Genomic DNA, 25,161 nt, shown 5'->3' with positions numbered 1-25,161 from the left:
GCCGTGCCGCGCTGTGCACCAACGTATCCGGCGTGGTGCACACGCTGGCTGCGGTGTTGGGCCTGTCGGCGCTGCCAATGACTTCGGCGCCAGTATTCGCGGCGCTGAAATACCTCGGCGCTGCGTATCTGGTTTGGCTCGGGCTGCGCATGCTGCCGGGTACCGCCCACAGCAGCGGCAAGGCACGACATGGAGCGTACCTGAGCGCTATTCTGGTCGCACAGTGGCAAGCATCGCGGCGCGAACTAACAGTCAACGTCAGCTCTGGTCAAGGGGAAAGTCATGAAGTTTGCAGTACTGGTTGTACTCGCAGTCCTCTTCGCAGCACCGTCAATCGCCGAACAAGCCTGGAAGCCGCTGGGTCAGCCCATTACCGCTGCGCTGGATGTCGACGCGCAAGGTCATGTCACCCACACGCAGCTAGTCGGCAACAACACCGTGCCTGCGTTGCAAACCCTGGCAGCGCAATCCACCCGCAACTGGAAGTTTGTACCTGCCACGGTGGATGGCAAGGTGGCTCCGTCGCGCACTTACGCATCGCTAGCCGCGGAGGGGCGCGAGGTCAACGGCAGCGAACAGTTGCGCCTGCACTACCTGTCGCATGGGCCAGGTCGTACTTTCATGCAAATGCCGGCCTATCCCAGCGAAATGGTTCGCCAGGACATTGAAGCGGTAGTGACCGTCGACGCCAGCGTCGATGCCAACGGTGCACTGTCTGATGTGCATATCGTCAATGCCAAGACCACCCATGCCGCAAAAGGCGAACTGTTCTATCGCGCGGTGACTGACGCCTTCAAGAAAGACCGATACCTGCCGGAGCTGGTCGACGGCCGGCCAGTCACTACCCACATACGGACACCTGTGACCTTTTGCCTTGGCGACAAGACGTGCAACGTCAGACATCTCGATCACGCCATGGATGCACCCCACGGCGCCGTCGATGACACCAAGTCCGAAACAAGCAGTTTTGCCGACATTCCTGTCGCGCTCGACAGTCCGCTGAAACTTATATCGACACAACCGTGAAGACTGCGGACTGACACAGCGCGCGCAGCGTCGTGACTTCAGGTATCGGCTGACGGCAGTTCACCGCGCGGAATGCCCCGACTCGTCGTAGTCACGATGAGTCAACAGGCCCGGACGGATCAGGTCGATGAAGGCGCGCGCCTCCGCGCTGAGGAACTTGCCCTTGCGCATCACCACGCCGTAGCTGCGCTGCGGGAAGTATTGCTTCATGTTGCGCACGGCGAGGCGGCCGTGATCGGCCTCGGTGATGCAGATGCCGGTGACGATCGAGATGCCCATGCCCATCGCAACGTATTCCTTGATCACGTCCCATCCGCCCACCTCGATAGCGACGTGGTACGGCACCTGGCGCTGCTGGAACACCAGGTCGACCAGCCGGTAGGTGGACAGGCGCTGCGGCGGCAGGATCAGCCCGTACGGCGACAGATCCTCCAGCGTGACCTTCTCCTTCGCTGCCAGCGGATGATCCAGCGGCATGATCAGCATCGGGTCGTAGTGATGCACCGGCGCCCAGGCGATGTCATTCGGCACATCCAGCATCGAGCCCACCGCGAAATCAGCATCGTCGGCGCGCAGCAGCGCCATGCCGTCCTTGCCGGTGACATTCGCCAGTTGCAGCTGCACGCCGGGAAAGCGCTCACGAAAACGGCGCACCAGCTCGGGCAGCAGGTATTGGATGGTTGAGGTGCCGGCCGCGATGGTCAGCCGGCCGCCCTGCAGCCCCTGCACCCGGCTCTGGAAATCGCGATCCAGCGTTTCCCAGCCCTCGACCAGCGGTCGCGCCAGCTCGTACAGCGCTTCGCCGGCATCGGTGAGGTTGATGCGGCGACGCCGGCGTTCGACCAGGCTGACGCCCAGCTCCCGTTCCAACGCCTGCAGCAGCAGGCTGATCGTGGGTTGCGACAGGTACAGCGCCTCGGCGGCACGGGTCAGCGTGCCCAGTTTCACCACGCTGACGAAGGCACGCAGCTGCTTGTGCCGGTTGCCCTTGTAGTAGAAACGACCGCCGACCTCATGCGTCGACTCACTGTCGGCAGGCTTTTTTGTTGCACTGCGGCGGCTTTTTTTGGCCTTGTTCAGCGAGACGGCGGGCGATTTCATTCCACCATTTCAATACCTTAAATTGATCATTGTCAATGCTCATATAAATGATTGAAACATTCACTTTGTCAAATAGATGATTGATGACCTAGCTTCGAGCCACCCAGAGAACGGAGCGAAGTCATGGCAGTACCCAGGGAACGACTCGACACAGGCATGGTTGAAATCCATGCCGACCACAGCGGTTACGAGAGCATCCTGACGCCCGCCGCCCTGGCTTTCCTGGCGCAGCTGCATGGTCAGTTCGAGTCCACGCGGCAGCGCCTGCTGCAGGCCCGCCGCGTCCGTCAGGCCAGTTACGACGCTGGCGCACTGCCGGACTTCCGTGCCGACACCGCCGCGATCCGCGAGTCGGACTGGCGCGTGGCACCGATCCCGGCGGCGCTGCAGGATCGCCGCGTCGAGATCACCGGCCCGGTCGAACGCAAGATGATCATCAACGCGCTGAATTCCGGCGCGAAGGTGTTCATGGCCGACTTCGAGGATTCCTCGGCACCGACCTTCGCCAACCAGCTCGACGGCCAGCTCAACCTGCGCGACGCGGTGAACGGCACGATCGAACTCACCACGCCCGAAGGCAAGCACTACCACGTCAATGACAATCCTGCCGTGCTGGTGGTGCGTCCACGCGGCTGGCACCTGGTCGACAAGCACCTCAGCGTGGACGGCGAGCCGATGGCCGGCGCACTGGTCGATTTCGGCCTGTTCGTATTCCACAACGGCCGTGCATTGCAGGCGCGCGACCGCGGCCCGTACTTCTACCTGCCCAAGCTGGAGGCGATGGAAGAGGCCGCGCTATGGGACGAGGTGATGGCGCTGGCCGAGGGTGAGCTGAACCTGCCGACCGGTTGCATGAGGGCCACGGTGCTGATCGAGACGCTGCCGGCAGCATTCCAGATGCACGAGATCCTGCACGCGCTGCGTGGCCGCATCGTCGGCCTCAATTGCGGTCGCTGGGATTACATCTTCTCCTACTTGAAGACTCTGAGAGATCATCGCGACCGCCTGCTGCCAGAACGCGGCCAGGTGCTGATGACCGTGCCGTTCCTGAAGGCGTACTCGGAATTGCTGATCCAGACCTGCCACCGACGCGGCGCGTTCGCGATGGGCGGCATGGCGGCGCAGATTCCGATCAAGGGCGATGACGCCGCGAACGAAGCCGCGTTGACCAAGGTGCGCACCGACAAGCTGCGCGAAGTGAAAGCCGGTCACGATGGCACCTGGGTCGCGCATCCGGCACTGGTGCCGGTGGCGCAGCAAATCTTCGACCAGTACATGCCCGCACCGAACCAGCTCGACGTGCTGCGCACGGATGTGCAAGTGAGCCGCGAGCAGTTGCTTGCCGCGCCAAACGGCACCATCAGCCGCGCCGGTTTCGACAACAACGTCGAAGTCTGCCTGCGCTACACCGCGGCATGGCTGGGCGGCCTCGGCTGCGTGCCGATCCATCATCTGATGGAAGACGCCGCCACTGCCGAGATCGCCCGCGCGCAGCTGTGGCAGTGGCTGCATCATGCCGACGTTCCGGCCGACGGGACGCCGGCCGGAGGCGCGCTGGAGTTTGCCGACCACGCACCGATCGACTTCGCCTTGTTCGATCACGCGCTCGCCGCCCATGCCCATCGCCTGCGCGACAGCGATGTACCCGGCGCCCATCGCGTCGATGCCGCCGCGGCCCTGCTTTCCGCACTGACCCATGCCGACCAGCTCGGCAGCTTCCTGACCCTGGCCGCCTACGACCAGCTCGGCTGAGCTAAAGCATCGCGGCTGAAGCCGCTCCTACATTGCCTGCAAAAAATATTCGATTCCACGGAGCCACGCCATGAAAAGCACCACGCTGCCCACTGCCGAACAGATCACCCTGGACTGGAACAACAACACCCGCTGGGCCGGCATCCAGCGCAACTACACTGCCGAGGACGTGGTGCGTCTGCGCGGCACCGTTGCCATCGAGCATTCGCTGGCACGCCGTGGCGCCGAACGGCTGTGGAAGTCGCTGCACAAGGAAGATTTCGTCAACGCGCTCGGTGCGCTCACCGGCAACCAGGCGATGCAGCAGGTCAAAGCCGGCCTGCAGGCGATCTACCTCAGCGGCTGGCAGGTCGCGGCCGACGCCAATGTCGCCGGCGAGATGTATCCGGACCAGTCGCTGTATCCGGCGAACTCGGTGCCACTGGTTGTCAAGCGCATCAACAACACCTTGCTGCGCGCCGACCAGCTACATCACGCCGAGGGCAAGGACGATATGGACTGGCTGGTGCCGATCGTTGCCGACGCCGAGGCTGGTTTCGGCGGGGTGCTGAACGCGTTCGAGCTGATGAAGGCGATGATCGAGGCGGGTGCCGCCGGCGTGCATTTCGAGGATCAGCTGGCCTCGGTGAAGAAGTGCGGCCACATGGGTGGCAAGGTGCTGGTGCCGACCCGCGAGGCGGTCGACAAGTTGAACGCCGCGCGCCTTGCTGCCGACGTCGCCGGCGTGCCGACCTTGCTGGTGGCGCGCACCGATGCCGATGCCGCCGACCTGCTTACCTCCGACATCGACGAGAACGACAAGGCCTTCGTCACCGGCGAGCGCACCGTCGAGGGCTTCTACCGTGTGCGCCCGGGCCTGGACCAGGCGATCAGCCGCGGCCTTGCCTATGCGCCGTACGCCGACCTGATCTGGTGCGAGACCAGCAAGCCGAACCTGGAAGATGCACGCCGGTTCGCTGAAGCCATCCACGCGAAATTCCCGTGCAAGATGCTGGCCTATAACTGCTCGCCCAGCTTCAACTGGAAGAAAAATCTGGACGACGCCACCATCGCGAAGTTCCAGAAGGAACTGGGGGCGATGGGCTACAAGTTCCAGTTCATCACCCTGGCGGGCTTCCACAGCCTCAACTACGGCATGTTCGATCTGGCGCACGGCTACGCACGCCGCCAGATGAGCGCCTTCGTCGAACTGCAGGAAAAGGAATTCGCCGCCGCCGAACGCGGCTTCACCGCGGTGAAGCATCAGCGCGAAGTCGGCACCGGTTACTTCGATCAGGTGACCCAGGCGATCCAGCAAGGCCAGTCCTCGACCACCGCGCTGACCGGCTCGACCGAGGAAGCACAGTTCGCGCCGCGCCACGCGGCCGCATAGAGCGCAAGAAGTGAGTGAAGAGGAGTGAGAAGTGAGAGAGAGCTGGCGGCGTGCTCTGCACCTGCTTTCTCTCACTTCTCACTCCTCATATCTCACTCCTGTTCTCGGGCACCAGCGCAATTACCGTCCAGCCCGGCTTCGGCTCCAACTCGCGCTTGGTCGAGGCCACCCGCAACGCACCCTTCTCCTCCACGCCGAACATCAGCACGGTATTCGAGCCGTATTGCTCGATGAAGTGCGGCCAGTCGAAGGTGGTGCTGAGACGGGTCAACTTGATGCGCCAGCCCTGTCCGAGCATTTCAGCAAAACGGCCGTGTGTCATTTCCTCGTCGAACAGCGGCGGCGCCAGCAGGCTGCCAGACAATGCCGCGCGATCGGTGCTTTCCTGCGGGGTCAAGTTGCGCAGCCGGTAGACCTTGTCGCGCCCAAATTCCTGGCGGTAGTGCACGCAGGCCAGAGAATTGCGCTCGCGATGGGTGGACACCGCCAGCAGCCGGCCGATGCCGGTGAGATCCAGATGGCGCTCGGCATGCGGTGAGGCGGGATTGCCGAAAAATGTGGGCAGTCCTTCCATCCGCGCCCGACGGATGCCTTCCCAGTCATCATCGGCCAACATCACACGAAAACCCGCCTCGCTCAGCGCCATGCCGATCGCTCGGGCCACCTCGTCAGAACCGAAGATCAGCAGGCCGCGCGGCTCCGGCTCGGCCACCTTCAGCCACTTCGCCAGCGGCCGTGCGGTCGCGCTCTGCAACACCACGGTGCCGATGATCAGGATGAAGACCAACGGCACCAGTGCGCCAGCACCCGCCACGCCCAGCGCATCCAGGCGCAGTGCAAACAGTGCCGATACCGACGCCGCCACGATGCCACGTGGAGCTACCCAGCCGATCAGGGCGCGCTCGCGCCAGGTCAGCGCACTCCCCATACTCGACAGCAACACCGTCAGCGGGCGCACCACCAGCTGGGCAATCACGAACAGCGCGATACCCGCACTCAGCATGCCGTCGGGCAGCGGCCAGTGCAGCCGCGCCGCCAGCAGGATGAACAACACCGACACCAGCACGGTGGTCAGGCTTTCCTTGAAGTCGAGGATGTCATCGATATGTACGCCGCGCATATTGCCCAGCGCGATGCCCATGATGGTCACCGCCAGCAATCCCGATTCATGCGTAATCACATTGGAAACGCTGAAGGAGAACAGCACGGCCGCCAGCACCGCGTAGTTCTGTAGATATTCGGGAATCATCTGTCGGCGCAGCAGGGATCCTGTCAGCCATGCACTCAGTGCGCCGATCACCGTGCCGCAACTGATCGTGGCGATGAAGATGCCGATGGTGTGGCCTTCCTGCCGCGACACGATCGCCTCGAAGATCAGCACCGCGAACAACGCACCGAGTGGGTCGATCACGATGCCTTCCCAGCGCAAGGTGTTGGCGACGCGTGCATTCGGTCGCAGTGTGCGCAACATCGGCGCGATCACCGTCGGCCCGGTGACGCAGGCCAGCGCACCGAACAGCAGGGCGATCGACCAGCTGAGCCCGGCCACGAGGTGCGCCGCCATTGCCAGCAGCAGCAACGCGGTCACCGCGCCGTAACTGACCAGCCCGCGCACCACGTGGCCGATGCCTGGTAACTCGTGGAAGCGCAAAGTGAGGCTGCCTTCGAACAGGATCAGCGCCACCGCCAGCGACACGATCGGGAACAGCAAGCCGCCCAGCAATTTGTCGGGATCGAGCACGCCACTGACCGGCCCCAGCAGGATGCCGGCCAACAGCAGGAACAGGATCGCCGGCAGCTTCACCCGCCACGCCAACCACTGCGACAGGAAACCGATCATCAGCATGCCGGCGAGCATCAGGCCGAGCTCGATAGTCATCGCAATCCCTGGGCGAACGTCAGGCCGCTATCGGAGCATGCGCCACCACGCGCGTCTAGAGCGAGAAGCGAGGGAAGAGGAATGAGAAGTGAGAGAAAAGCCGGGGCGCGCCATGATTTTGCTTTCTCTCACTTCTCACTCCTCTCCACTCACTCCTGCTTCACAGCCTCCGGTATTGCAGCGCTTCGGCCAGATGCTCGCGTTCCAGCAAGGCCGCACCACCATCGAGATCGGCGATCGTGCGCGCAACCCGCAACACGCGGTGATAGGCACGCGCGGACAAGCCCAACTGTTCCAGCGCCTTCTCGAACCAGCGCCGTTCGGCCGCACCCAGCGCGCAATCACGCTCCAGCTCGCGCGTGCTGATTTCCGCGTTCGGCCGGCCCGCCCGCATCAACGATTGCCGACGCGCCTTGAGCACGCGCGCGCGCACGGTGGCGGAATCTTCGTCGCGCTCGCTGCGCGGTGCACCGAGGTCGGCGAGAGGTACCGGCGGCACTTCCACGCAAAGATCGATGCGGTCAAGCAGTGGCCCGGAAATGCGCGAGCGATAGCGCTGGATCTGGTCGGGCGTGCAGTGGCAGCGCTGACGCGGATCACCCACATAGCCGCACGGGCACGGATTCATCGCCGCAACCAGCTGAAACTGCGCCGGGAATGTCGATTGCCGCGCGGCCCGCGAGATCACGATGTGGCCGGACTCCATCGGTTCGCGCAGCACTTCCAGCACGTGTCGGCTGAACTCCGGCAATTCGTCCAGAAACAGTACGCCGTTGTGCGCCAGCGAGATCTCGCCTGGCCGCGGATACGAGCCGCCACCAACCAGCGCTACCGCTGATGCGGTGTGATGCGGCGCCCGGAACGGCCGGCGGCGCCACTGCGCGAGGTCGGTATCCCGCCCCGCCACCGACAGCACGGAGCAGGTTTCCAGCGCCTCCGACTCGGACAACGGCGGCAGAATGCCGGGCAGCCGTTCGGCCAGCATGGTCTTGCCGGTACCCGGTGGCCCCACCAACAACAAGTGATGGCCGCCGACAGCGGTGATCTCCAGCGCGCGTCGCGCCTGCAGCTGACCACGCACATCACGCAGATCCGGGCCGCTATCCGCACCGCCATCGCTGGGTATGCCGATCGGCGCGGACAGCTCCTGCGCCCCACGCAGCCAGCCACATACCTCGGCCAGCGTATCGGCCACCCGCACATCCACATCCGGCACCAGCGCCGCCTCGGCGGCATTCTCACGCGGCACCACCACACGCCGGCCGCGCGCACGCGCGCGCAGCAACGCCGGCAGCACCCCGGAAACGCTGCGCAGCGTGCCGGTTAACGCCAGCTCGCCCAGAAATTCGCAGTCATCCAGTTTTTCGCGCGGCACCTGGCCGCTGGCCGCGAGGATGCCCAGCGCAATCGACAGGTCGAAACGGCCACCGTCCTTGGGCAACTCGGCCGGCGCCAGATTCACGGTGACGCGGCGGTTGGGATATTCGAAGGCGGTGTTCTGGATCGCTACACGCACGCGATCACGCGCCTCGCGCACTGCAGCCTCGGGCAGGCCGACGATATTGGTGGCGGGCAAGCCACCGGAAAGATGCACCTCGACCATCACCTGCGGTGCGGCAATGCCTTCCTGCGCACGGCTGAGGGTGACGGCAAGGCTCATGCGGCCGCCGGCCGATGTCGCACGGGGAATGGGTCGCTGATATGCACGGACATCATGCGACTCCATCCGCAAGTACTGGATAAATAACCGCCCCCGATCGCTCTCGGGGTGAGGTGACGGATCGGGGGCGGCTCCCGGGAGGTGGTTGTTGCTAGCCCCCGCGGGCAGCTACGGCAGCCTCGAGTTCGGCTACGCGTCGCTCCAATTCGTCGACCTTGGCGCGGGTACGCGCCAGCACCTGTGTCTGGACTTCGAATTCTTCGCGGGTGACCAGGTCGAGGCGGCGCAGTCCCTGCGCCAAAACGTCCTGGAAGTTGGCTCGCAAATCCTGTTGCGCCTGTGCCAACCCTGGCGGTACCAACGACACAAGTCGCAGGGCAATCTGATCGATATCCTGCCTATCCATCATGGATAGCGCCTCAAGCTCGTCGAGATAAATAGTAGATGAATGGAAATCGAGGTCGCCATCGGTACGCTCCGTCAAAAACTGTAGGGATTGTCCTACACAGCCAGCACTCAGGCGACAAGCCTGCGTCGGGCAGGCAGAATGCCGCTTTATCGTGTCGATCTGTATCGATTCAAGGAAAAGCCCATGAAGCTGGTCGTGGCGGTCATCAAGCCATTCAAACTGGACGATGTGCGCGAGGCGCTGGCCGAGGTCGGCGTGCAGGGCGTGACCGTGACCGAGGTGAAAGGCTTCGGCCGCCAGAAAGGCCACACCGAGCTGTATCGCGGCGCCGAATACGTGGTCGATTTCCTGCCCAAGATCAAGCTGGAAGTGGCGATCGCCGATGATCAGCTCGATCGCGTGCTGGAAGCGATCCAGCACTCCGCCCGCACCGGCAAGATCGGCGACGGCAAGATCTTCGTCAGCACGCTGGAACAGGTGATCCGCATCCGCACCGGTGAGCTGGATCACGACGCGCTCTGATCCCTGCCAGCGCACCCTGACGCGCCGGATGGTTCCGGCCCCGCAGTAACCTCAAGCCATGAAAAATGTAATCCCGTGACAGCCCGCGCCGCGCCTTGCTGCGCACGGCTTATCCCCCGACTTGTGCACAACTTGTTGGGTTGACCCTGCCCGGCGCACCCGATATGTTGTGTCCGTCGGTGCCCGTCCAGACGCGATCGTCGGTCGGGCTTAAAAGGGAATCCGGTGTAATTCCGGAACTGCCCCGCAGCGGTAAAGCGGAAACGAACGTCGCCACATGCACTGGTCGTCCACGACTGGGAAGCGGGGACAAGTAGGCGGATCGCAAGATCCATGTCCGCAAGTCCGAAGACCTGCCGGCACATCGGGACGAACGTGTCCCGGTGCGTAGTGACGGCTTCCGCGGGGAGGCACGTCGCAGTGCAGTAGGCCGCATGGCGCCTGCATTGTGACCCGTTCCCGGAATCCATCGCTTCAGGCCCTGCGCGCGGGAGCAGGCGTTTGATGTCCATGCCGGGAGCTCACAGCCATGCAACCTCAGAATACCGCTACCCGCGAGCGCACCAGCGCGCGCGTCGATTCACCAGCCGATGCCGCGACCGATGCGGCGGCGTCACCTGACGACTCATTCGCCTTGACCCCACCGCACAATCCCGGCCAGATGCGCGTGACCAAGCGCAACGGCGGTCAGGAAACCGTCGACGTCAACAAGATCGTGCGCGCGGTGACCCGCAGCAGCGAAGGCCTGCATGGCGTCGACCCGCTGCGCGTGGCGCTGAAGACCATCGGCGGCCTGTACGATGGCGCCACCACCCAGGAGCTGGACCAGCTTTCGATCCGCACCGCCGCGGCTCTGACCGCCGAAGAGCCGGAGTACGGCCAGCTCGCCGCACGCCTGCTCGGCGCCTACATCGACAAGGAAGTGAGCGGCCAGGAAATCCAGAGCTTCTCGCAGTCGATCGCGCGCGGCGCGAAACTGGGCATCCTCAATGCGCGCCTGCGCGATTTCGTCGCCATCAACGCGCGCAAGTTGAACGACGCAATCGATCCGCTCGCCACCCGCCGCTTCGAATACTTCGGCCTGCGCACGGTGTACGACCGTTACCTGCTGCGCCATCCGCAGCTGCGCTTCGTGATCGAGACGCCACAGCATTTCTTCATGCGCATCGCCTGCGCGCTCGGTGGCAACGAGATCGGCGAAACGCTGGAACTCTATCGGCTGCTGTCCTCGCTGGAATACATCGCCAGCTCGCCCACTCTGTTCAATGCCGGCACCGCGCATGAGCAGCTCAGCTCGTGTTACCTGCTCGACTCGCCGCTCGACTCACTGGAGTCGATCTACGACAAGTACGCCGATGTCGCCAAGCTCAGCAAGTTCGCCGGCGGCATCGGCCTGGCTTATTCGCGCGTGCGTTCGCGTGGCTCGCTGATCAAGGGCACCAACGGCCATTCCAATGGCTTGCTGCCATGGCTGAAGACGCTGGACGCCTCGGTCGCCGCGGTGAACCAGGGTGGCAAGCGCAAGGGCGCGGCCTGTGTGTATCTCGAATCGTGGCACGCCGACATCGAGGATTTTCTCGCGCTGCGCGACAACACCGGCGATGACGCACGTCGCGCGCACAACCTCAATATCGCGAACTGGATCCCGGACGAATTCATGCGCCGCGTCGAAAGCGATGGCGACTGGTCGCTGTTCGATCCGAAGGTGATGCCGCATCTGGTCGACAGCTGGGGCGAAACCTTCGATCGCGCCTATCGCGAAGCCGAAGCGAACGGCCTCGCGGCGAAGACGGTGAAGGCACGCGAGTTGTATGCCCGCATGATGCGCACACTGGCGCAGACCGGCAACGGCTGGATGACGTTCAAGGATCGCTGCAACGCCACCAGCAACCAGACCGCCCATCCCGACAATGTGATCCACCTGTCCAACCTGTGCACCGAGATCCTCGAAGTGAGCTCGGCCAGCGAGACGGCCGTGTGCAATCTTGGCTCGGTGAATCTGGCGCGGCACGTGGTCCGCGCCGCCGATGAAAGCTACGCCTTCGATTTCGAACAACTCGCCTCGACCGTGCGTACCGCCGTGCGCCAGCTCAACCGGGTGATCGACCTCAACTTCTATCCGATCGACACCGCGCGCACCGCCAACATGAAGTGGCGGCCAGTCGGTCTCGGCGTGATGGGTCTGCAGGACGTGTTCTTCAAACTGCGCCTGCCATTCGACTCAACGGAAGCGCTGGCACTGTCCACCCGCATCGCCGAGGAGATCTATTTCCACGCGCTGTCGATGTCGACCGAACTGGCCGCGGTCGAAGGCGCCCACCCGGGCTTCGCCGAGAGCCGGGCGGCGAACGGGGAACTGCAGTTCGACTACTGGCCGAATGCCACGCCACAAGACAGCGCACGCTGGGATGCACTGCGCGAACGCATCAAGCAACACGGCCTGCGCAACTCGCTGCTGATCGCGATTGCCCCGACCGCGACGATCGCCTCGATCGCCGGCTGCTACGAGTGCATCGAGCCGCAGGTCAGCAACCTGTTCAAACGCGAGACGCTGTCGGGCGATTTCCTGCAGGTCAATCGTTACCTCGCCGACGAACTGAAGACACTCGGCCTGTGGACATCAGAGATCCGCGACGCGATCAAGCTGGCGGAAGGTTCGATCCAGGGCATAGCGGCGATTCCGGAACGCCTGCGCGCGATCTATCGCACGGTGTGGGAGCTGCCGCAGAAGGCACTGATCGAACTCGGTGCCGCGCGTGGCGCCTATATCGACCAGAGCCAGTCGCTGAACCTGTTCATGGAAAACCCGAACATCGGTCAGCTCAGCTCGATGTACATGTACGCATGGAAGGCCGGCATCAAGACCACCTACTACCTGCGCTCGCGTCCAGCCACCAAGATCACCAAGACCACCGTGTCGACGGACAAGACCGTGCTGGTCGTGGATCAGGCGCAGGCCAACGCGGCGGTGTTCTGCTCGCTGGAAAATCCCGAGTACTGCGAGGCCTGCCAGTAAGCCCCGAGCCCGTCATTCCAGCGAAAGCTGGAACCCAGTGCCCTTCGCCCGATGAAGCAGAGGCATGGATTCCAGTTTTCGCTGGAATGACGGTGAGGGAGGGGGAATTCAGTCGCAAATCTCCGTATACAAATCCCGCCAGTACGGATTGGACTTCTCGATGAGCTCGATCTTCCATGCACGCTTCCACGCCTTGATCGCCTTCTCCCGGGTGATCGCGGAGTCCATCGTCTCGTGCAACTCGAACCAGACAAGGTTGTGTACGCGATGACGTTTGGTGAAGCCATCGAGCACGTTGTTTCGATGCTGCCAGATGCGTGCAGGCAGATTGGAAGTAACGCCGACATACAAGGTGCCGTTGCGGCGGCTGGCGAGGAGATAGACGCAAAGATTTCGTTCTTGCATGCAGTGAATCCATTCCCGCAGTTCAAGCGTCCAGAAATCTACCCATGAAACGACCGTCATCCCAGCGAAAGCTGGGACCCAGAGCCCCTCGCTTACATGACATCGCGGCGAAAGCCGAAGTCACTGGGTCCCAGCTTTCGCTGGGATGACGAGCCAACGCACTCGCGCCTCACCGGCTGCGAACCACACAAGGAAAACCCATGCCCGCCCAACCCATCCGCAACGCCCACATCCTCGACCCGGGATTCGAGCTCACCCTGCGCCCGATGCGTTATCCCGGTTTCTACGAGATGTACCGCAACGCGATCAAGAACACCTGGACAGTCGAGGAAGTGGATTTCTCGATGGACACCGCCGACCTTTCGTCGAAGATGTCCCCCGCCGATCGCCACCTGATCCATCGCCTGGTGGCATTCTTCGCCACCGGCGACACCATCGTGTCGAACAACCTGGTGCTGAATCTGTATCAGCACATCAATTCGCCCGAAGCGCGCATGTACCTATCGCGCCAGCTGTATGAGGAAGCGCTGCACGTACAGTTCTATCTCACCCTGCTCGACACCTATATCCCCGATCCGGCCGAGCGCAACATGGCGTTCGCGGCGATCGAGAACATTCCCTCGATCCGCGCCAAGGGCGAGTTCTGCTTCAAGTGGATCGACTCGGTGCAGGACTTGCGGCGATTGGAGACGCGTGAGCAGCGGCGGCAGTTCCTACTCAACCTGATCTGCTTCGCCGCCTGCATCGAAGGCCTGTTCTTCTACGCCGCATTCGCCTACGTCTACTATCTGCGCTCGCGCGGCCTGCTGCATGGCCTCGCCGCGGGCACCAACTGGGTGTTCCGCGACGAGAGCGGTCACATGGCGTTTGCCTTCGATGTGGTGCGCACAGTGCGCGAGCAAGAGCCCGAGCTGTTCGACGACACCATGCGCGCGCAGGTCGAGCAGATGATGGAAGACGCGATCGCCTGCGAAACCCTGTTCGCCGAGGACGTGCTCTCCGGCGGTGTGGTCGGACTGTCGGTGAAAGACATGCGCCAGTACCTCGAATACTGCGCCGACCAGCGCCTCGCTCAGCTCGACATGCCGAAGAAGTACGGCGCGAAGAACCCGTTCGACTTCATGGATCTGCAGGACGTGCAGGAAGTGACCAATTTCTTCGAGCGCCGGGTGTCCGCGTATCAGGTCGGCGTGCAGGGCGAAGTGGCGTTCGATATGGCGTTTTGACGCGCCCGATTCACCCGGCGGCCCGCGCTGGCACAGAGGATGCCACCCGGCCTATTGACTACACGTGTAGGCATGGCGTAGCGTGACTACATCTGTAGTTACGCGGAACCTTCGGCCATGCTCAAATCTACCATCGGCGACCAGGAACTGGCGCTACTGCATCACATCGACGAATGCGGTCACGCCTCGGTAGGCGAAGTGGCCGTTGGCTACGGCGAGCCGCGCGGACTGGCGCGCTCCACCGTGCTGACCATGATGGAACGCCTGCGCAGCAAGGGTTATCTCAAGCGCCGGCAGGTCAAGGGCATGTACCGCTACAGCACCGCCACCGGGCCCGGCGAGGCGATGCGCAGCGCGGTCGGTAGCTTTGTCGAGAAGACATTAAGCGGTTCCGTCTCGCCGTTCGTGGCCTGGATGTCCGAGCACGCCGAAGTATCCGACACCGAGCTGGCGCAGCTGGAAGCGCTGGTGACGCAGCTGCAATCCAAGCGCAAGGAGTCGTGAGATGGACACGATGCATACCCTCACCGATACCTTGCTGATCCGCCTCGCCTGGACATCCGCGCAAGCGGTGCTGCTGATCGGCGCGCTATGGCTGCTGGGTCGCTTGATGCCGCGATTGTCACCGGCAATCCGTTGCATGCTGTGGTGGGTGCTCAGCGTGCAGTTGATCGTCGGCCTGGTCGCCAGCACACCGGTGAAATTGCCACTGCTGTCACCGGCATCGCCGCCCGCCTCCATCGTGGCAACGGCCAACCAGCAGACCACCGCGATCGCGCCATTGGACGAATCCAGCACACCCTCGGAGGTTGCCGGGCCGTCCTTGCCCACTACTCCGGCGATGACGACTGCGCAGTCGACAACGCCTACGTCGATGCCAACGCGTCCGTTCCCCTGGCGTTCGTTCGTGGTGACATTGTGGCTCGTCGGCCTGCTGGCGCAGCTGCTGCTGGTTGCGCGGCAATGGCGAAAAACGCGTCTGCTGCTGCGTGAATCCGCGCCAGCGCGCGACGAAACGCTGCAGGCAGCCTGCTCGCAGCAGGCCCGCATGCTCGGCTTGCGCCGCTGTCCGCAATTGCGCGTGTCGCATGCGATCACCTCGCCCCAGGTGACCGGTCTGTGGCGTCCCACCGTCCTGCTTCCGGCCAACGAGTTACTCACGCCGGAAGAATCATCGATGGCGCTCGCCCACGAGCTGGCCCATCTGCGCCGCGGCGATCTCTGGCTGGGCTGGGCACCGGCGATTGCGCAGCGACTGTTCTTTTTCCACCCGCTGGTGGCATGGGCGATGCGCGAGTACGCACTCCACCGCGAAGCCGCCTGCGATGCGCAAGTGCTGCAACAGCATTGCACGGCACCGCAGGACTACGGGCGCCTGCTGCTGCGCCTCGGCGTGGCCCAGCCCATGCACTCCGGCCTCGCCGGGGCATCCCCCACCTTCCAGAACCTGAAAAGGCGACTGACCATGTTGCAGCAAAGCGTGAATCCTTCGCAGTTGCGCACGCGTGGCTGGTGGCTCGTCGTGCTGATTGCGCTCGTCGGCGTGCTGCCCTATCGCGTGACGGCCACCGGTGCGACCGCGGCGCAGGCCGCCACCCAGACGGGTGAACTGACGGCCGTGCCACCGCCGCCGCCCACACCTCCCGCCCCACCAACTCCGCCGACTCCGCCACCCGCGCCGCCGGTTCCAGCGCACCTCGCCAGTGGCTTCTCGGCCCATCATGTCGACATTACTACCCGTACCGATGCCCGCGATGGCTTCGCACTGTTCGATGGCGATTCGATCACCGTCAACGGCACGGACAACGACCTGGCCATCGCGCAGCGGCTGCACCAAGGCAACGAACCGATGCTGTGGTTCCGCCGCGGAGACCAGGCCTACCTGATCCGCGATACCAGCTACATCCAGCGCGCCAGGGTCGCCTACGCGCCAGTCACGGCGCTGGCCAGGCAACAGGGCCAGCTCGGCGGTCAGCAAGGCCAGCTTGGCGGCAAACAGGGCGCACTCGGCGCACGCCAAGGTGCGCTCGGCACCAGACAAGGGAAGCTGGCCAGCGAAGAGGCAAGGCTGACCGTGCAATCCGGCCAAGACCAGTCCTCGGCAGCGCTGGAAGCGCAACGGGCCAGACTGGAAGCCAGTCAGAGCGAGCTCGGCCGGCAGCAGGATGAGCTTGGCCGCGAGCAGGAAGCACTGGGCAAGCAACAGGAAGCACTCGGCGCGCAGCAGGAAGCACTGGGCAAGCGCCAGCAACAGGCGACGGAACAAGCGGATCAGCAGATCAGGAAACTGCTGGACGAGGCGATTGCACATGGCGCTGCGCAAAAGCTCGGCATGAACCCGATGCCGCAGTCCGCCGCCACACAGGCACGACAGCTGCCCGGTTTACCGCCGACACCGCCGCTCTCGAAAATGCCGGCGCTGCCACCCGCACCACCGACACCGATTGCACCGCCACCGTCGGCAGCCGCCACAACAACGACATCCGCCAATCAGACCCGACACCGCGACAGCGACATCACCACGGTGGAACCCGGCAGCAAATATGCCTATGCCCTGTACGACCACAACGCCCGTGGTGAAACCGTATTGATCAACGGTGACCGCGCCGATGTCGCGATGGCCAAGCGCTTGCACACCACGGATACGGCACCGATGTTCTGGTTCCGCCGCGGCGATCAGACCTACCTGATCCGTGATCCCGCTTATGTCGAGCGCGCCAACGCCACCTACGCTTCGGTGAGCGCGTACTGGCGCGATGCGGGCAAGCTCGAAGGCGAGAAGTGGGAACTGAAGGGGCCGCTGGAAGGCTTGCTCAACCGGCAACGCGATGTCGAGGAGCAGCGTCGCGATCTGCTCGCCGACGCGCAGGCACCCGCCGCCACACAGCGCCTGGCAAGTCTGGACGCACAGCAACGCGAGATCACCGCACAGATGGCCGATCTCAACCGGCAACTGGTCGCGCTGCAACCGAAGCTGGCTGCGATGACGCAGCGCCAGCAACAGGTCGTCGCACAGGCCAATCTGCAGGCATCGCAGTTGATCGACGAGGCACTCGGCAAGGGCGTGGCGCAGGAAGTCAGCCGCCGCTGAGGCACCGCCGCCTCGGCAGCAGAAACCGGCGATCGCCGCCGGTCGTTTGAACGCACACATACCGCCTGTTTTCGCAGGCGGCGGGGACGGCTGTGTCCGTCAACGCCCTGCATGGCTACCGGGAGGCTCACGATGTTCGGCTATTACTTCGCGCTTGCGCTGCGCAGCCTGAAGCGCAGCAAGGTGCTTACCGCACTGATGATCCTCGCCATCGGTCTGGGCATCGGCGCCAGCATGACCATGATCACCGTGCTGCACGTGATGTCGGGCGATCCGCTGCCTGGGCATAGCGCGCAACTGTACGTACCTGTGATCGATCCCCTTCCGCTGGAGCGCAACAAGGCTTCCAAAGACAGTGCGCCCACCGGCAACCTGACGTGGCCGGATGCGATGAACCTGTTGCGCACCCATCGTGCGGACCGGCAGGCGGCGATGGTGGCAGGCTCGGTGCCGATCCGTCCCGCGCAGGCGTCGTTGCGACCATTCTTCCAGCCTGGGCATTACGTCACCGCAGACTTCTTTTCGATGTTCGGTGCACCGTTCCGCGCTGGCGGCGGCTGGACCGCCGAGGATGACGAGCAGCGCGCACGCGTGGTCGTGCTCAACACCGAACTCAACCGCAAGCTGTTCGGCGACATGCCGGGCATCGGCCGCACGGTGCGATTGAAGAACACCGATTTCCGCGTGGTCGGCGTACTCGATGACTGGTATCCACAACCCACCTTCTATGCCCAGGTCAACGATCGCTCCTTCGGCAAGACCGACCAGTTTTTCCTGCCGTTGCAGACCGCGCTGGATCTGAAGTTCGATTTCAGCGGCAGTTTCATGTGCTGGGGCAATGGCGCCGGTGGCCGCACCAGCGATCACTGCACCTGGTTGCAGTTCTGGGTGCAACTGGACAACCCGGCCAAGGCGCGCGCCTACCGGGACTTCCTCGGCGACTACTGGCGCGAGCAGCAGACGCATGGCCGCTTTCCGCGCCCCGTTAACGCGCAACTCTACGGCTTGATGAACTGGCTCACTCGACAGCAGGTGATCCCGTCCGACCTGCGCCTGCAACTGTGGCTGGCCTTGGGTTTTCTCGGCGTATGCATGGTCAACATCGTCGGCCTGCTGCTGGCGAAATTCCTGCGCCGCAGTGGCGAGGTCAGCGTGCGCCGGGCACTGGGTGCGCAGCGGCGCGACATCTTCCTGCAATTCGGCATCGAGTCGGCGGTGATCGGCGTGGCTGGCGGCGTACTGGGCCTGGCGATTGCCGAGCTTGGCCTGTGGAGCGTGCGGCAGCGGCCCGACGGCTACGCGCAACTGGCCCAGATGGATGCCGCGATGCTGCTGGACACCTTCGTTCTGGCGGTGTTCGCCAGCGTGCTGGCCGGACTGCTGCCGGCCTGGCGCGCCTGCCGCATCACGCCTGCCCTGCAGCTCAAGACCCAGTGAGGTAATCCCATGCCGCTGCGACCACTGCTCGCCAGTCTCACCCGTCACAAGCTCACCGTGCTGTTGCTGACGCTGCAGGTCGGCCTGACCTGCGCCATCGTCTGCAACGTGGTGTTCATGATCGTCAACCGGACCGCACAGATGCGTCAGCCCAGCGGAGTGGCCGAAGACGAGCTGGTGATGATCGATAGCATCGGCCTGGACGAAGGTGAAAACCCGCTGGCCCGACACGCAGCGGACCTGGCGGCGCTGCGCAACATCCCCGGCGTGACAGCCGTGGCTGCCGTCGATGCGTTGCCGTTCAACGGCAACGACTGGAGCAATGGCATCGCCACCACGCCGAACGCCGATACCGACCTTACCGCCACCGCCTACAACGGTACCCCCGGCGAGCTCGGCACGCTGGGCCTGCACCTGCTCGAAGGACGTGATTTCCTGCCGGACGAATACCTGCCGATGGACAGCGCGCACGACTGGGCCGGCATCAATCATGTGCCGGTCACCATCATCACCCGCGCGCTGGCCGAACGGCTGTTCTCCGGTCAGAGCGCGCTGGGCAAGCTCATCTATCCCGGCGACAACCCGGTACGCATCGTCGGCGTGGTCGACCACCTGCTGCGACCGCATCTGCGCGAAACCGCCAGCAACGATTACAGCACCCTGTTTCCGATGCTGCCGGACAGCAACGATGTCACTTACGTGTTGCGCACGGCACCGCAGGAACGCGAGCGCGTGCTGAAGCAGATGGCCGAGGTGCTGAACCAGCTCGATGGCAATCGCATCCTGCGGCAGGCGCAGACGTTCAGCCAATTGCGTACCGACTTCTTCCGGCGCAATCGCACCATGATTGGCCTGCTGCTGGCCGCAGCAGCCGGGCTATTGTTCGTCACCGCGTTGGGCATCGCCGGCCTCGCCAGTTTCTGGGTGCAACAGCGACGACGCTCGATCGGCATTCGCCGCGCGATCGGCGCCACTCGCAACGACATCCTGTGTTATTTCCAGGCCGAGAATTTCCTGATCGTCGGCGGTGGCATCGTGCCGGGCATGCTGCTGGCCTATGCGCTCAACCTGTGGCTGATGACGCATTACGAACTGCCACGGCTGCCATTCCTCTACCTGCCCATCGGCGCCGTACTGTTGTGGCTGCTCGGCCAAGGCGCGGTGCTTGGCCCGGCATTGCACGCAGCGGCGGTACCGCCGGTGATGGCCACCCGGGCGGACTGACTGGCGCAGGCGCGGGGTACGCACGGATAGCGACAAGCGGAGCCGTGCCGGACTCCGCTTGTCGCTGCTGGCCTCACATCCACGGCCACGCCTTCAACTCGTATTCTTTCGGCGGTGTATCGCCGGCGAGGTTGCGCACGAAATAGTCCCAGCGCCGGCGCGTGGCATACGGCGTGGCCGCGGCGTAACCGTGATGGGCATTCGGGATCAGCAGCAGGTCGAAGTCCTTGTTGGCCTTGATCAGCGCGTCGACCACCAGCAGCGTGTTGCTGGTCGGCACGTTGTCGTCCATCGTGCCGTGCACCAGCATCAGGTGACCCTTGAGGTCCTTCGCCAGGTTCTGGTTGGCCTGGTCGTCGTAATTGCTGCTGCCGTCAGCGTGAGTCACCAGCAGGCCCTGGTATTTCTCGGCCCAGTCGTCTTCGTAGTTGCGGTTGTCGTGGTTGCCGCTTTCGGCCCAGCCCACCTTGAAGAAGTCCGGATAGCGGAACATGGCATCCGCCGTGGCGAAGCCGCCGCCCGAATGACCCCAGATGCCGACGTGATCAAGATCGATCCACGCGTGCTGCTTGCCGAACTCCTTGATGCCGGCGACCTGATCCGGCAGCGTGTTGTCGCCCATGTTGGCGTAGTACGCATCGTGGAAAGCCTTCGAACGCCACGGCGTACCCATGCCATCGATCGCGACCACGATGAAGCCAAGTTCGGCCAGCGACTGGTTGTCGCCGTTGGCCGCCAGGAAGCCGAACGTGCGCACCGAGCCGGTCTGCGGGCCGGGATAGATGTAGTCGATGACTGGGTATTTTTTGTGCGGATCGAAGTGGGTTGGTTTGAACATCACGCCGTACAGATCGGTCTTGCCGTCACGCGCCTTCACCGTGAACACCTGCGGCGGCACCCAGCCGGCGGCGCGCAGGCGCGAGATATCGGCCTTGGCCACGCTGGCCATCGTCTTGCCGTCGTCACTGCCGCGCAGGACAGTCACCGGCGGCGTGTCGGTAGTGGAATACGCATCGACGAAATACTTGCCGTCCGGCGACAGCGTTACCATGTGGTCGGCGGCTTCCGGGGTGAGCAAGGTCGGCCGACCACCATCGAAACCCACCTTGTAGAACTGCTGGTAATAGGGATTCTCAGCATGTTCGCGGCCGACACCGCGGAACCACAGCGTGCGGCTCTTGTCGTCCACGCGCAGCACTTCGGTGACATTGCCTTCGCCCGTGGTGATCGCGTGCTTGAGCTTGCCGCTGGCGAGGTCGTACAGATACAGGTTGCCCCAGTTGTTGCGCTCGCTGAACCAGATCACCTCGTTCGACTGTGGCAGGTAGGTCCAGTTGACCTTGCCGTTGCCGCTCTCGTAATAGGTCGGCACGGTTTCGTTGAGCACGTCGTGCACCTTGCCGCTGCGCGCATCGGCCACGCGCAAGGTGGCGCTCTTGTGGTCGCGCGAAGTAGACACGAAGGCCAGCGTCTTGCCATCCGGCGCCCACTGCACGTCGTCCCAGCCACCGTCCGGGCCGCAGCTGACGTCGTCGCACAAGGTGGAACGATGCTGATCCGGCGGCATCTGCAGGCGCACGACCTTGTGCGTGGGCACGTCGATGATGACGCGCTCGATCATCGTCACGTCCTTGTCGCCAACCAGCGGATATTTCCACGCCTCCAGCTTCGGGTGTCCGACATTCGTGCTGATCATGTACATGTCGCCGGTCTTGCGCTGGTCCTGCTGGAACGTGGCGATCTGCGTCGAATCCGGTGACCACACCAGGATCGCGTTGTCGGTGTGCTTCCAGCCGGCGTTGTCAGTGGCGTAGCCGAAGTTCTCCACGCCGTCGTTGGTGAGCCGGGTTTCCTTGCCCGTCGCCACATCGCGCAGCCACAGATTCCAGTCGCGGATGAACGCCGCGGATTTCCTGTCCGGTGACAGCACGATCGGTTCGTTGTTCGCCGCCTGCGCGCCCTTGTCGGCCACACATGCCGCCGCCTGCATGTCGCACAAATACTGTTTGTCGCGGACCGTGATCCCGAGACGCCCATCCGGCTTCACGCTGTAGCCGGTCACCGGCAACTTGCTCGCGTCGACCGGCTTGTCGCTGAGCTTGCCCAGCGCGGCGGCGAGCTTGACCTGGTCGAACAGCGGCGCAGCCTTGCCGCTGGTCACGTCCATCTGCATGAAATGGTCGCCGTGACTGTCATGGTCGCGGTACCAGAAGTGGGCGTCATCCAGCCAGTCGGCCTTCTGCACCGCATGATCGACCAGCGGCGCGACGTTGTAGCTCATGAAGCGCTCGGCCTGCGCGTAATCATTCGCGCCCAGCGTCCGGCCCTGCGCGGCGACGCCAGCCGACAGCAACCCCATCACCACAGCGCCGAACAGGCGCGACTTGCCGCTCATCACATGCATACGTTTCTCCACGAAAGCCAGAATGACATGGCGGCGACACTGCCCCGTCGATGCCCAATCGACCGATGCTAACCCGATATCGAACCGGCGCCCCATGCCAAAGGTTCATGCCGCCACCCGGCCCTGGCTGTCGCGCATCTGAACGCAATATCTTGAGAAGCCGTTCCCCGCTTGACGCGCCTCGTAGCCTCGCACAGGCTGATCACCCTGTACTGCGCCGTAGCCATCTTTTGCTTGCCGCAAGCAGCGCAGCCATCTTTTACTTGCCGTAAACAGGGTAACCATATTCTGCTGACTGCAATCGGAGTCGTTCGATGTCTGATCGCCTGAGAATCATCGGCAATTACATCTCGCCTTATGTGCGCAAGGTGCTGGTATGTCTGGAGATGAAAGGGCTCGATTACGAGATCGACCCGATCGCACCGTTTGTCGGCGACGACCAGTTCTCGCGGCTCAGCCCGCTGCGGCGCATCCCGGTGCTGATCGACGGCGGCTTCGTGCTGAATGACTCCTCGGTGATCTGTCAGTACCTGGAAGACCGGCATCCGACGCCCGCGCTGTATCCGGCAGATATCGCCGACCGCGCGCAGGCACGCTGGTTGGAGGAATACGCCGACACGCGGCTGGCCGGCGGGCTGATCTGGAAGCTGTTCTATCAGCTGGCGATCAGGCGCCACATCTTCCGCGAGGCCACTGACGAGGCGGTGGTGCAGCAGGCGCGCGACGTGGAGATTCCCGCCGCGCTCGACTACCTGGAGAGCCAGTTGCCGGAAGACGGCTTCGTGTTCGGCCCGCTGTCGATCGCCGACATCAGCATCGCCAGTTTTTTCCGCACCGCCTCGTTCGTGCGCTACGAGATCGACGCCGCCCGCTGGCCGCACAGTGCCGCCCTGGTCGCGCAAGTGCAGGCGTTGGCGGTATTCCAGAAACTCGCCCGCTTCGAGGACTGCATGCTGCGACTGCCGCTGGCCGAGCAGCGTGGCGCACTGATCAGTGCCGGTGCTCCGCTGACCAGCGACACCTTGGGCACCAGCACGCCGAGGCACGGCGCTCCACGCGAATAAACCCACCCCTGCAAGCGAGGGGAGCCGCCAAAGCCGCTAAACTTCGCGGCATGACTACGCCCGAACACTCCCCGCTCGGCAAGAACACGATCTACGCCGACCATTACGACCCCAGCCTGCTGTTTGCGATCCCGCGCGCCGACAAGCGCGCGGAGATCGGCGTGGCCGAGCCGCTGCCGTTCCACGGCGTGGACATCTGGAACGCCTACGAACTGTCATGGCTGGACCTGCGCGGCAAGCCCGTGGTGGCTCTGGCCGAGTTCCGCGTGCCGGCGACTTCGCCGAACATCATCGAATCGAAATCGTTCAAGCTGTACTTGAACGGCTTCGCGCAAGAGCGCATCGCCGACGCGGATGCGCTGATCATCACGTTGACGCACGACCTGTCCGCCGCGGCCGGTGCAACCGTCAGCGTGCAACTCCGCGCAGCGAATGCCGCGGCACTCCCGGCCATCGATCTGGACGGCCATCTGCTCGACGCACAGGACATCGCCATCGACCACTACGGTCCGCCGCAAGCAGAGTTCCTGCACGCGGATGCCCGCGCCAACCCGGTCGAGGAAACCGTGGTCTCGCACCTGCTGCGCTCGAACTGCCCGGTCACCGGCCAGCCGGACTGGGGCAGCGTGCAGATCGCCTACCGCGGCACACCGATCGACCACGCCGGCCTGCTGCGTTACCTGGTCTCGTTCCGTGATCACAACGAGTTCCATGAGCAATGCGTGGAGCGCATCTTCGTCGACCTGATGCAGCGCTGCGCACCGCAGCAGCTGAGCGTGTACGCGCGCTATACCCGTCGCGGTGGCCTGGACATCAACCCGTTCCGCAGCAGCACACCGGCAACACCGGGCAATCCGCGCACGGTCCGCCAATAGCAGGTTCCCATTGCGGATGTGACGGCGCCGCCACCCGGTAACCGGCGCTTCATATCGGCAGGGCTAGCCTCGGTAGTTCGATCGGGTAACCGAACAGCACTGCCTCACTGCCAGTGGAGTTTTCGCATGACACGTTTCGCACGTTCCACCGCGCTGTACAGCATCTGTCTTGCCAGCCTGCTGCTTGGTGCCTGCGGCAAGCATCCCGCAGCGCCACCAGCCACTCCGCCGGCCACCGCTGCCAAGGCCGCCGCCCCGACGCCCACCCCGGCCACCGCCCATACGGCTGCCGCTGTATCAGGCACCCTGGTGACCAGTATCGCGACGGCGCCGCCTGCCAGTGCCGCCAGCGCCCCACTCAGCGTGGCCAATGTGACGTTGGGCAACGCGGTCAACACCGCGCATCAGGTGACCCAGCCGAGCAACCGCTTTGCGCCCGGCGACAAGACCATCTATGCCAGCGTCGCCACGGCGGGCCGCAGCGGCGGCGCCACGCTCAATGCCAAGTGGAGTTATCTGGGAGGCCAGGGCCAGCTGATCAGCAGCATCAGTCAGGCGATCGCCACCGATGGCCCGGCCGTCACCACCTTCATGGTGCAGAACCCCGACCTGTGGCCGGAGGGCAAGTACAAGGTCGAGATCTCGCTCGATGGCAAGCCAGTGAGTACCCAGGACTTCGAGATCGCCAGGCCCTGATT

19 protein-coding genes and 1 riboswitch are annotated in these 25,161 nt (G+C 63.9%); of the genes, 13 read left to right on the top strand and 6 right to left on the bottom strand.

The window, feature by feature from the left end; translation table 11 throughout:
* Positions 1–282 precede the first annotated feature (282 nt).
* On the top strand, positions 283–1,026 hold the full coding sequence (locus tag B0E48_RS17955; RefSeq protein WP_077515566.1) for an energy transducer TonB: 744 nt from the start codon (positions 283–285) through the stop codon (positions 1,024–1,026).
* Positions 1,027–1,086: 60 nt separating this feature from the next.
* On the opposite strand, the gene B0E48_RS00870 is transcribed toward B0E48_RS17955, so the two are convergent.
* Positions 1,087–2,127 carry a LysR family transcriptional regulator gene (locus B0E48_RS00870; RefSeq protein ID WP_077515565.1) on the bottom strand — a complete coding sequence of 347 codons (1,041 nt, stop codon included), beginning with the start codon at positions 2,125–2,127 and terminating at the stop codon, positions 1,087–1,089.
* Between the two features lie 123 nt (positions 2,128–2,250).
* Between B0E48_RS00870 and aceB the strand changes: the two genes are divergently transcribed.
* Together aceB and aceA are read left to right on the top strand one after the other, a co-directional pair.
* A complete protein-coding gene (gene aceB, locus B0E48_RS00865; RefSeq protein WP_077515564.1) occupies positions 2,251–3,879 on the top strand; it encodes a malate synthase A in 1,629 nt (542 codons plus the stop codon).
* A 70-nt stretch (positions 3,880–3,949) separates the two neighbouring features.
* A complete protein-coding gene (gene aceA / locus B0E48_RS00860) occupies positions 3,950–5,251 on the top strand; it encodes an isocitrate lyase (protein WP_077515563.1) in 1,302 nt (433 codons plus the stop codon).
* Positions 5,252–5,336: 85 nt separating this feature from the next.
* On the opposite strand, the gene B0E48_RS00855 is transcribed toward aceA, so the two are convergent.
* The 3 genes from B0E48_RS00855 to B0E48_RS00845 form a co-directional block, all read right to left on the bottom strand.
* A complete protein-coding gene (locus B0E48_RS00855) occupies positions 5,337–7,130 on the bottom strand; it encodes a sodium:proton antiporter (RefSeq protein ID WP_077515562.1) in 1,794 nt (597 codons plus the stop codon).
* 160 nt (positions 7,131–7,290) lie between these two features.
* Positions 7,291–8,790 carry a YifB family Mg chelatase-like AAA ATPase gene (locus B0E48_RS00850; RefSeq protein ID WP_077515561.1) on the bottom strand — a complete coding sequence of 500 codons (1,500 nt, stop codon included), beginning with the start codon at positions 8,788–8,790 and terminating at the stop codon, positions 7,291–7,293.
* Positions 8,791–8,941: 151 nt separating this feature from the next.
* Positions 8,942–9,199 (bottom strand): accessory factor UbiK family protein, encoded by a 258-nt coding sequence (locus B0E48_RS00845; protein ID WP_077442975.1) that lies wholly within the window; start codon positions 9,197–9,199, stop codon positions 8,942–8,944.
* 183 nt (positions 9,200–9,382) lie between these two features.
* Here B0E48_RS00845 and glnK point away from each other — a divergent pair, with 183 nt between their 5' ends.
* Positions 9,383–9,721 (top strand): P-II family nitrogen regulator, encoded by a 339-nt coding sequence (gene glnK, locus B0E48_RS00840; RefSeq protein WP_077516822.1) that lies wholly within the window; start codon positions 9,383–9,385, stop codon positions 9,719–9,721.
* A gap of 160 nt (positions 9,722–9,881) precedes the next feature.
* A riboswitch (cobalamin riboswitch) is annotated at positions 9,882–10,097 on the top strand.
* A 153-nt stretch (positions 10,098–10,250) separates the two neighbouring features.
* Positions 10,251–12,737, top strand: a complete 2,487-nt coding sequence (locus B0E48_RS00835) for a ribonucleoside-diphosphate reductase subunit alpha (RefSeq protein WP_077515560.1) — start codon at positions 10,251–10,253, stop codon at positions 12,735–12,737.
* A gap of 108 nt (positions 12,738–12,845) precedes the next feature.
* On the opposite strand, the gene B0E48_RS00830 is transcribed toward B0E48_RS00835, so the two are convergent.
* A complete protein-coding gene (locus B0E48_RS00830; protein WP_077515559.1) occupies positions 12,846–13,142 on the bottom strand; it encodes a GIY-YIG nuclease family protein in 297 nt (98 codons plus the stop codon).
* A gap of 200 nt (positions 13,143–13,342) precedes the next feature.
* Here B0E48_RS00830 and B0E48_RS00825 point away from each other — a divergent pair, with 200 nt between their 5' ends.
* The 5 genes from B0E48_RS00825 (at position 13,343) to B0E48_RS00805 (ending at position 20,120) form a co-directional block, all read left to right on the top strand.
* Complete coding sequence (locus B0E48_RS00825; RefSeq protein ID WP_077515558.1) at positions 13,343–14,368, top strand: ribonucleotide-diphosphate reductase subunit beta; 1,026 nt, start codon at positions 13,343–13,345, stop codon at positions 14,366–14,368.
* Positions 14,369–14,485: 117 nt separating this feature from the next.
* The gene (locus B0E48_RS00820; protein WP_077515557.1) at positions 14,486–14,872 is read left to right on the top strand and encodes a BlaI/MecI/CopY family transcriptional regulator; all 387 of its coding nucleotides are present in this window, start codon (positions 14,486–14,488) and stop codon (positions 14,870–14,872) included.
* Position 14,873: 1 nt separating this feature from the next.
* Complete coding sequence (locus B0E48_RS00815; protein WP_077515556.1) at positions 14,874–17,459, top strand: M56 family metallopeptidase; 2,586 nt, start codon at positions 14,874–14,876, stop codon at positions 17,457–17,459.
* Positions 17,460–17,591: 132 nt separating this feature from the next.
* Positions 17,592–18,896, top strand: a complete 1,305-nt coding sequence (locus B0E48_RS00810) for an ABC transporter permease (RefSeq protein WP_077515555.1) — start codon at positions 17,592–17,594, stop codon at positions 18,894–18,896.
* Between the two features lie 9 nt (positions 18,897–18,905).
* On the top strand, positions 18,906–20,120 hold the full coding sequence (locus tag B0E48_RS00805) for an FtsX-like permease family protein (protein WP_077515554.1): 1,215 nt from the start codon (positions 18,906–18,908) through the stop codon (positions 20,118–20,120).
* Between the two features lie 73 nt (positions 20,121–20,193).
* Here the strand turns inward: B0E48_RS00805 and B0E48_RS00800 are convergent, their stop codons facing one another.
* On the bottom strand, positions 20,194–22,524 hold the full coding sequence (locus B0E48_RS00800) for a S9 family peptidase (protein ID WP_077515553.1): 2,331 nt from the start codon (positions 22,522–22,524) through the stop codon (positions 20,194–20,196).
* Positions 22,525–22,838: 314 nt separating this feature from the next.
* Here B0E48_RS00800 and B0E48_RS00795 point away from each other — a divergent pair, with 314 nt between their 5' ends.
* From B0E48_RS00795 to B0E48_RS00785, 3 genes are all read left to right on the top strand, one after another.
* Positions 22,839–23,588: a glutathione S-transferase family protein gene (locus tag B0E48_RS00795; protein WP_077515552.1), complete on the top strand. Its 750-nt coding sequence runs from the start codon at positions 22,839–22,841 to the stop codon at positions 23,586–23,588.
* A gap of 50 nt (positions 23,589–23,638) precedes the next feature.
* The gene (queF, locus tag B0E48_RS00790; protein ID WP_077515551.1) at positions 23,639–24,463 is read left to right on the top strand and encodes an NADPH-dependent 7-cyano-7-deazaguanine reductase QueF; all 825 of its coding nucleotides are present in this window, start codon (positions 23,639–23,641) and stop codon (positions 24,461–24,463) included.
* 126 nt (positions 24,464–24,589) lie between these two features.
* Positions 24,590–25,159, top strand: a complete 570-nt coding sequence (locus B0E48_RS00785; protein ID WP_077515550.1) for a hypothetical protein — start codon at positions 24,590–24,592, stop codon at positions 25,157–25,159.
* The last annotated feature ends 2 nt before the right edge of the window (positions 25,160–25,161 follow it).

The sequence above is a fragment of the Rhodanobacter sp. C03 genome, from assembly GCF_002001175.1.
In the GTDB taxonomy this organism is placed as follows: Bacteria; Pseudomonadota; Gammaproteobacteria; order Xanthomonadales; family Rhodanobacteraceae; genus Rhodanobacter.
Note: the sequence above shows the minus strand (reverse complement) of the source record. Positions and strands in the feature narration are given on the sequence as shown.

What these genes read in the sequence shown, in the direction of transcription:
- aceB (WP_077515564.1), top strand. Translation starts at nt 2,251, where the DNA reads ATGGCAGTACCCAGGGAACGACTCGACACAGGCATGGTTGAAATCCAT.
- B0E48_RS17955 (WP_077515566.1), top strand. Translation starts at nt 283, where the DNA reads ATGAAGTTTGCAGTACTGGTTGTACTCGCAGTCCTCTTCGCAGCACCG.
- B0E48_RS00855 (WP_077515562.1), bottom strand. Translation starts at nt 7,130, where the DNA reads ATGACTATCGAGCTCGGCCTGATGCTCGCCGGCATGCTGATGATCGGT.
- B0E48_RS00850 (WP_077515561.1), bottom strand. Translation starts at nt 8,790, where the DNA reads ATGAGCCTTGCCGTCACCCTCAGCCGTGCGCAGGAAGGCATTGCCGCA.
- glnK (WP_077516822.1), top strand. Translation starts at nt 9,383, where the DNA reads ATGAAGCTGGTCGTGGCGGTCATCAAGCCATTCAAACTGGACGATGTG.
- queF (WP_077515551.1), top strand. Translation starts at nt 23,639, where the DNA reads ATGACTACGCCCGAACACTCCCCGCTCGGCAAGAACACGATCTACGCC.
- aceA (WP_077515563.1), top strand. Translation starts at nt 3,950, where the DNA reads ATGAAAAGCACCACGCTGCCCACTGCCGAACAGATCACCCTGGACTGG.
- B0E48_RS00810 (WP_077515555.1), top strand. Translation starts at nt 17,592, where the DNA reads ATGTTCGGCTATTACTTCGCGCTTGCGCTGCGCAGCCTGAAGCGCAGC.
- B0E48_RS00800 (WP_077515553.1), bottom strand. Translation starts at nt 22,524, where the DNA reads ATGCATGTGATGAGCGGCAAGTCGCGCCTGTTCGGCGCTGTGGTGATG.
- B0E48_RS00785 (WP_077515550.1), top strand. Translation starts at nt 24,590, where the DNA reads ATGACACGTTTCGCACGTTCCACCGCGCTGTACAGCATCTGTCTTGCC.
- B0E48_RS00835 (WP_077515560.1), top strand. Translation starts at nt 10,251, where the DNA reads ATGCAACCTCAGAATACCGCTACCCGCGAGCGCACCAGCGCGCGCGTC.
- B0E48_RS00795 (WP_077515552.1), top strand. Translation starts at nt 22,839, where the DNA reads ATGTCTGATCGCCTGAGAATCATCGGCAATTACATCTCGCCTTATGTG.
- B0E48_RS00830 (WP_077515559.1), bottom strand. Translation starts at nt 13,142, where the DNA reads ATGCAAGAACGAAATCTTTGCGTCTATCTCCTCGCCAGCCGCCGCAAC.
- B0E48_RS00815 (WP_077515556.1), top strand. Translation starts at nt 14,874, where the DNA reads ATGGACACGATGCATACCCTCACCGATACCTTGCTGATCCGCCTCGCC.
- B0E48_RS00805 (WP_077515554.1), top strand. Translation starts at nt 18,906, where the DNA reads ATGCCGCTGCGACCACTGCTCGCCAGTCTCACCCGTCACAAGCTCACC.
- B0E48_RS00845 (WP_077442975.1), bottom strand. Translation starts at nt 9,199, where the DNA reads ATGATGGATAGGCAGGATATCGATCAGATTGCCCTGCGACTTGTGTCG.
- B0E48_RS00825 (WP_077515558.1), top strand. Translation starts at nt 13,343, where the DNA reads ATGCCCGCCCAACCCATCCGCAACGCCCACATCCTCGACCCGGGATTC.
- B0E48_RS00870 (WP_077515565.1), bottom strand. Translation starts at nt 2,127, where the DNA reads ATGAAATCGCCCGCCGTCTCGCTGAACAAGGCCAAAAAAAGCCGCCGC.
- B0E48_RS00820 (WP_077515557.1), top strand. Translation starts at nt 14,486, where the DNA reads ATGCTCAAATCTACCATCGGCGACCAGGAACTGGCGCTACTGCATCAC.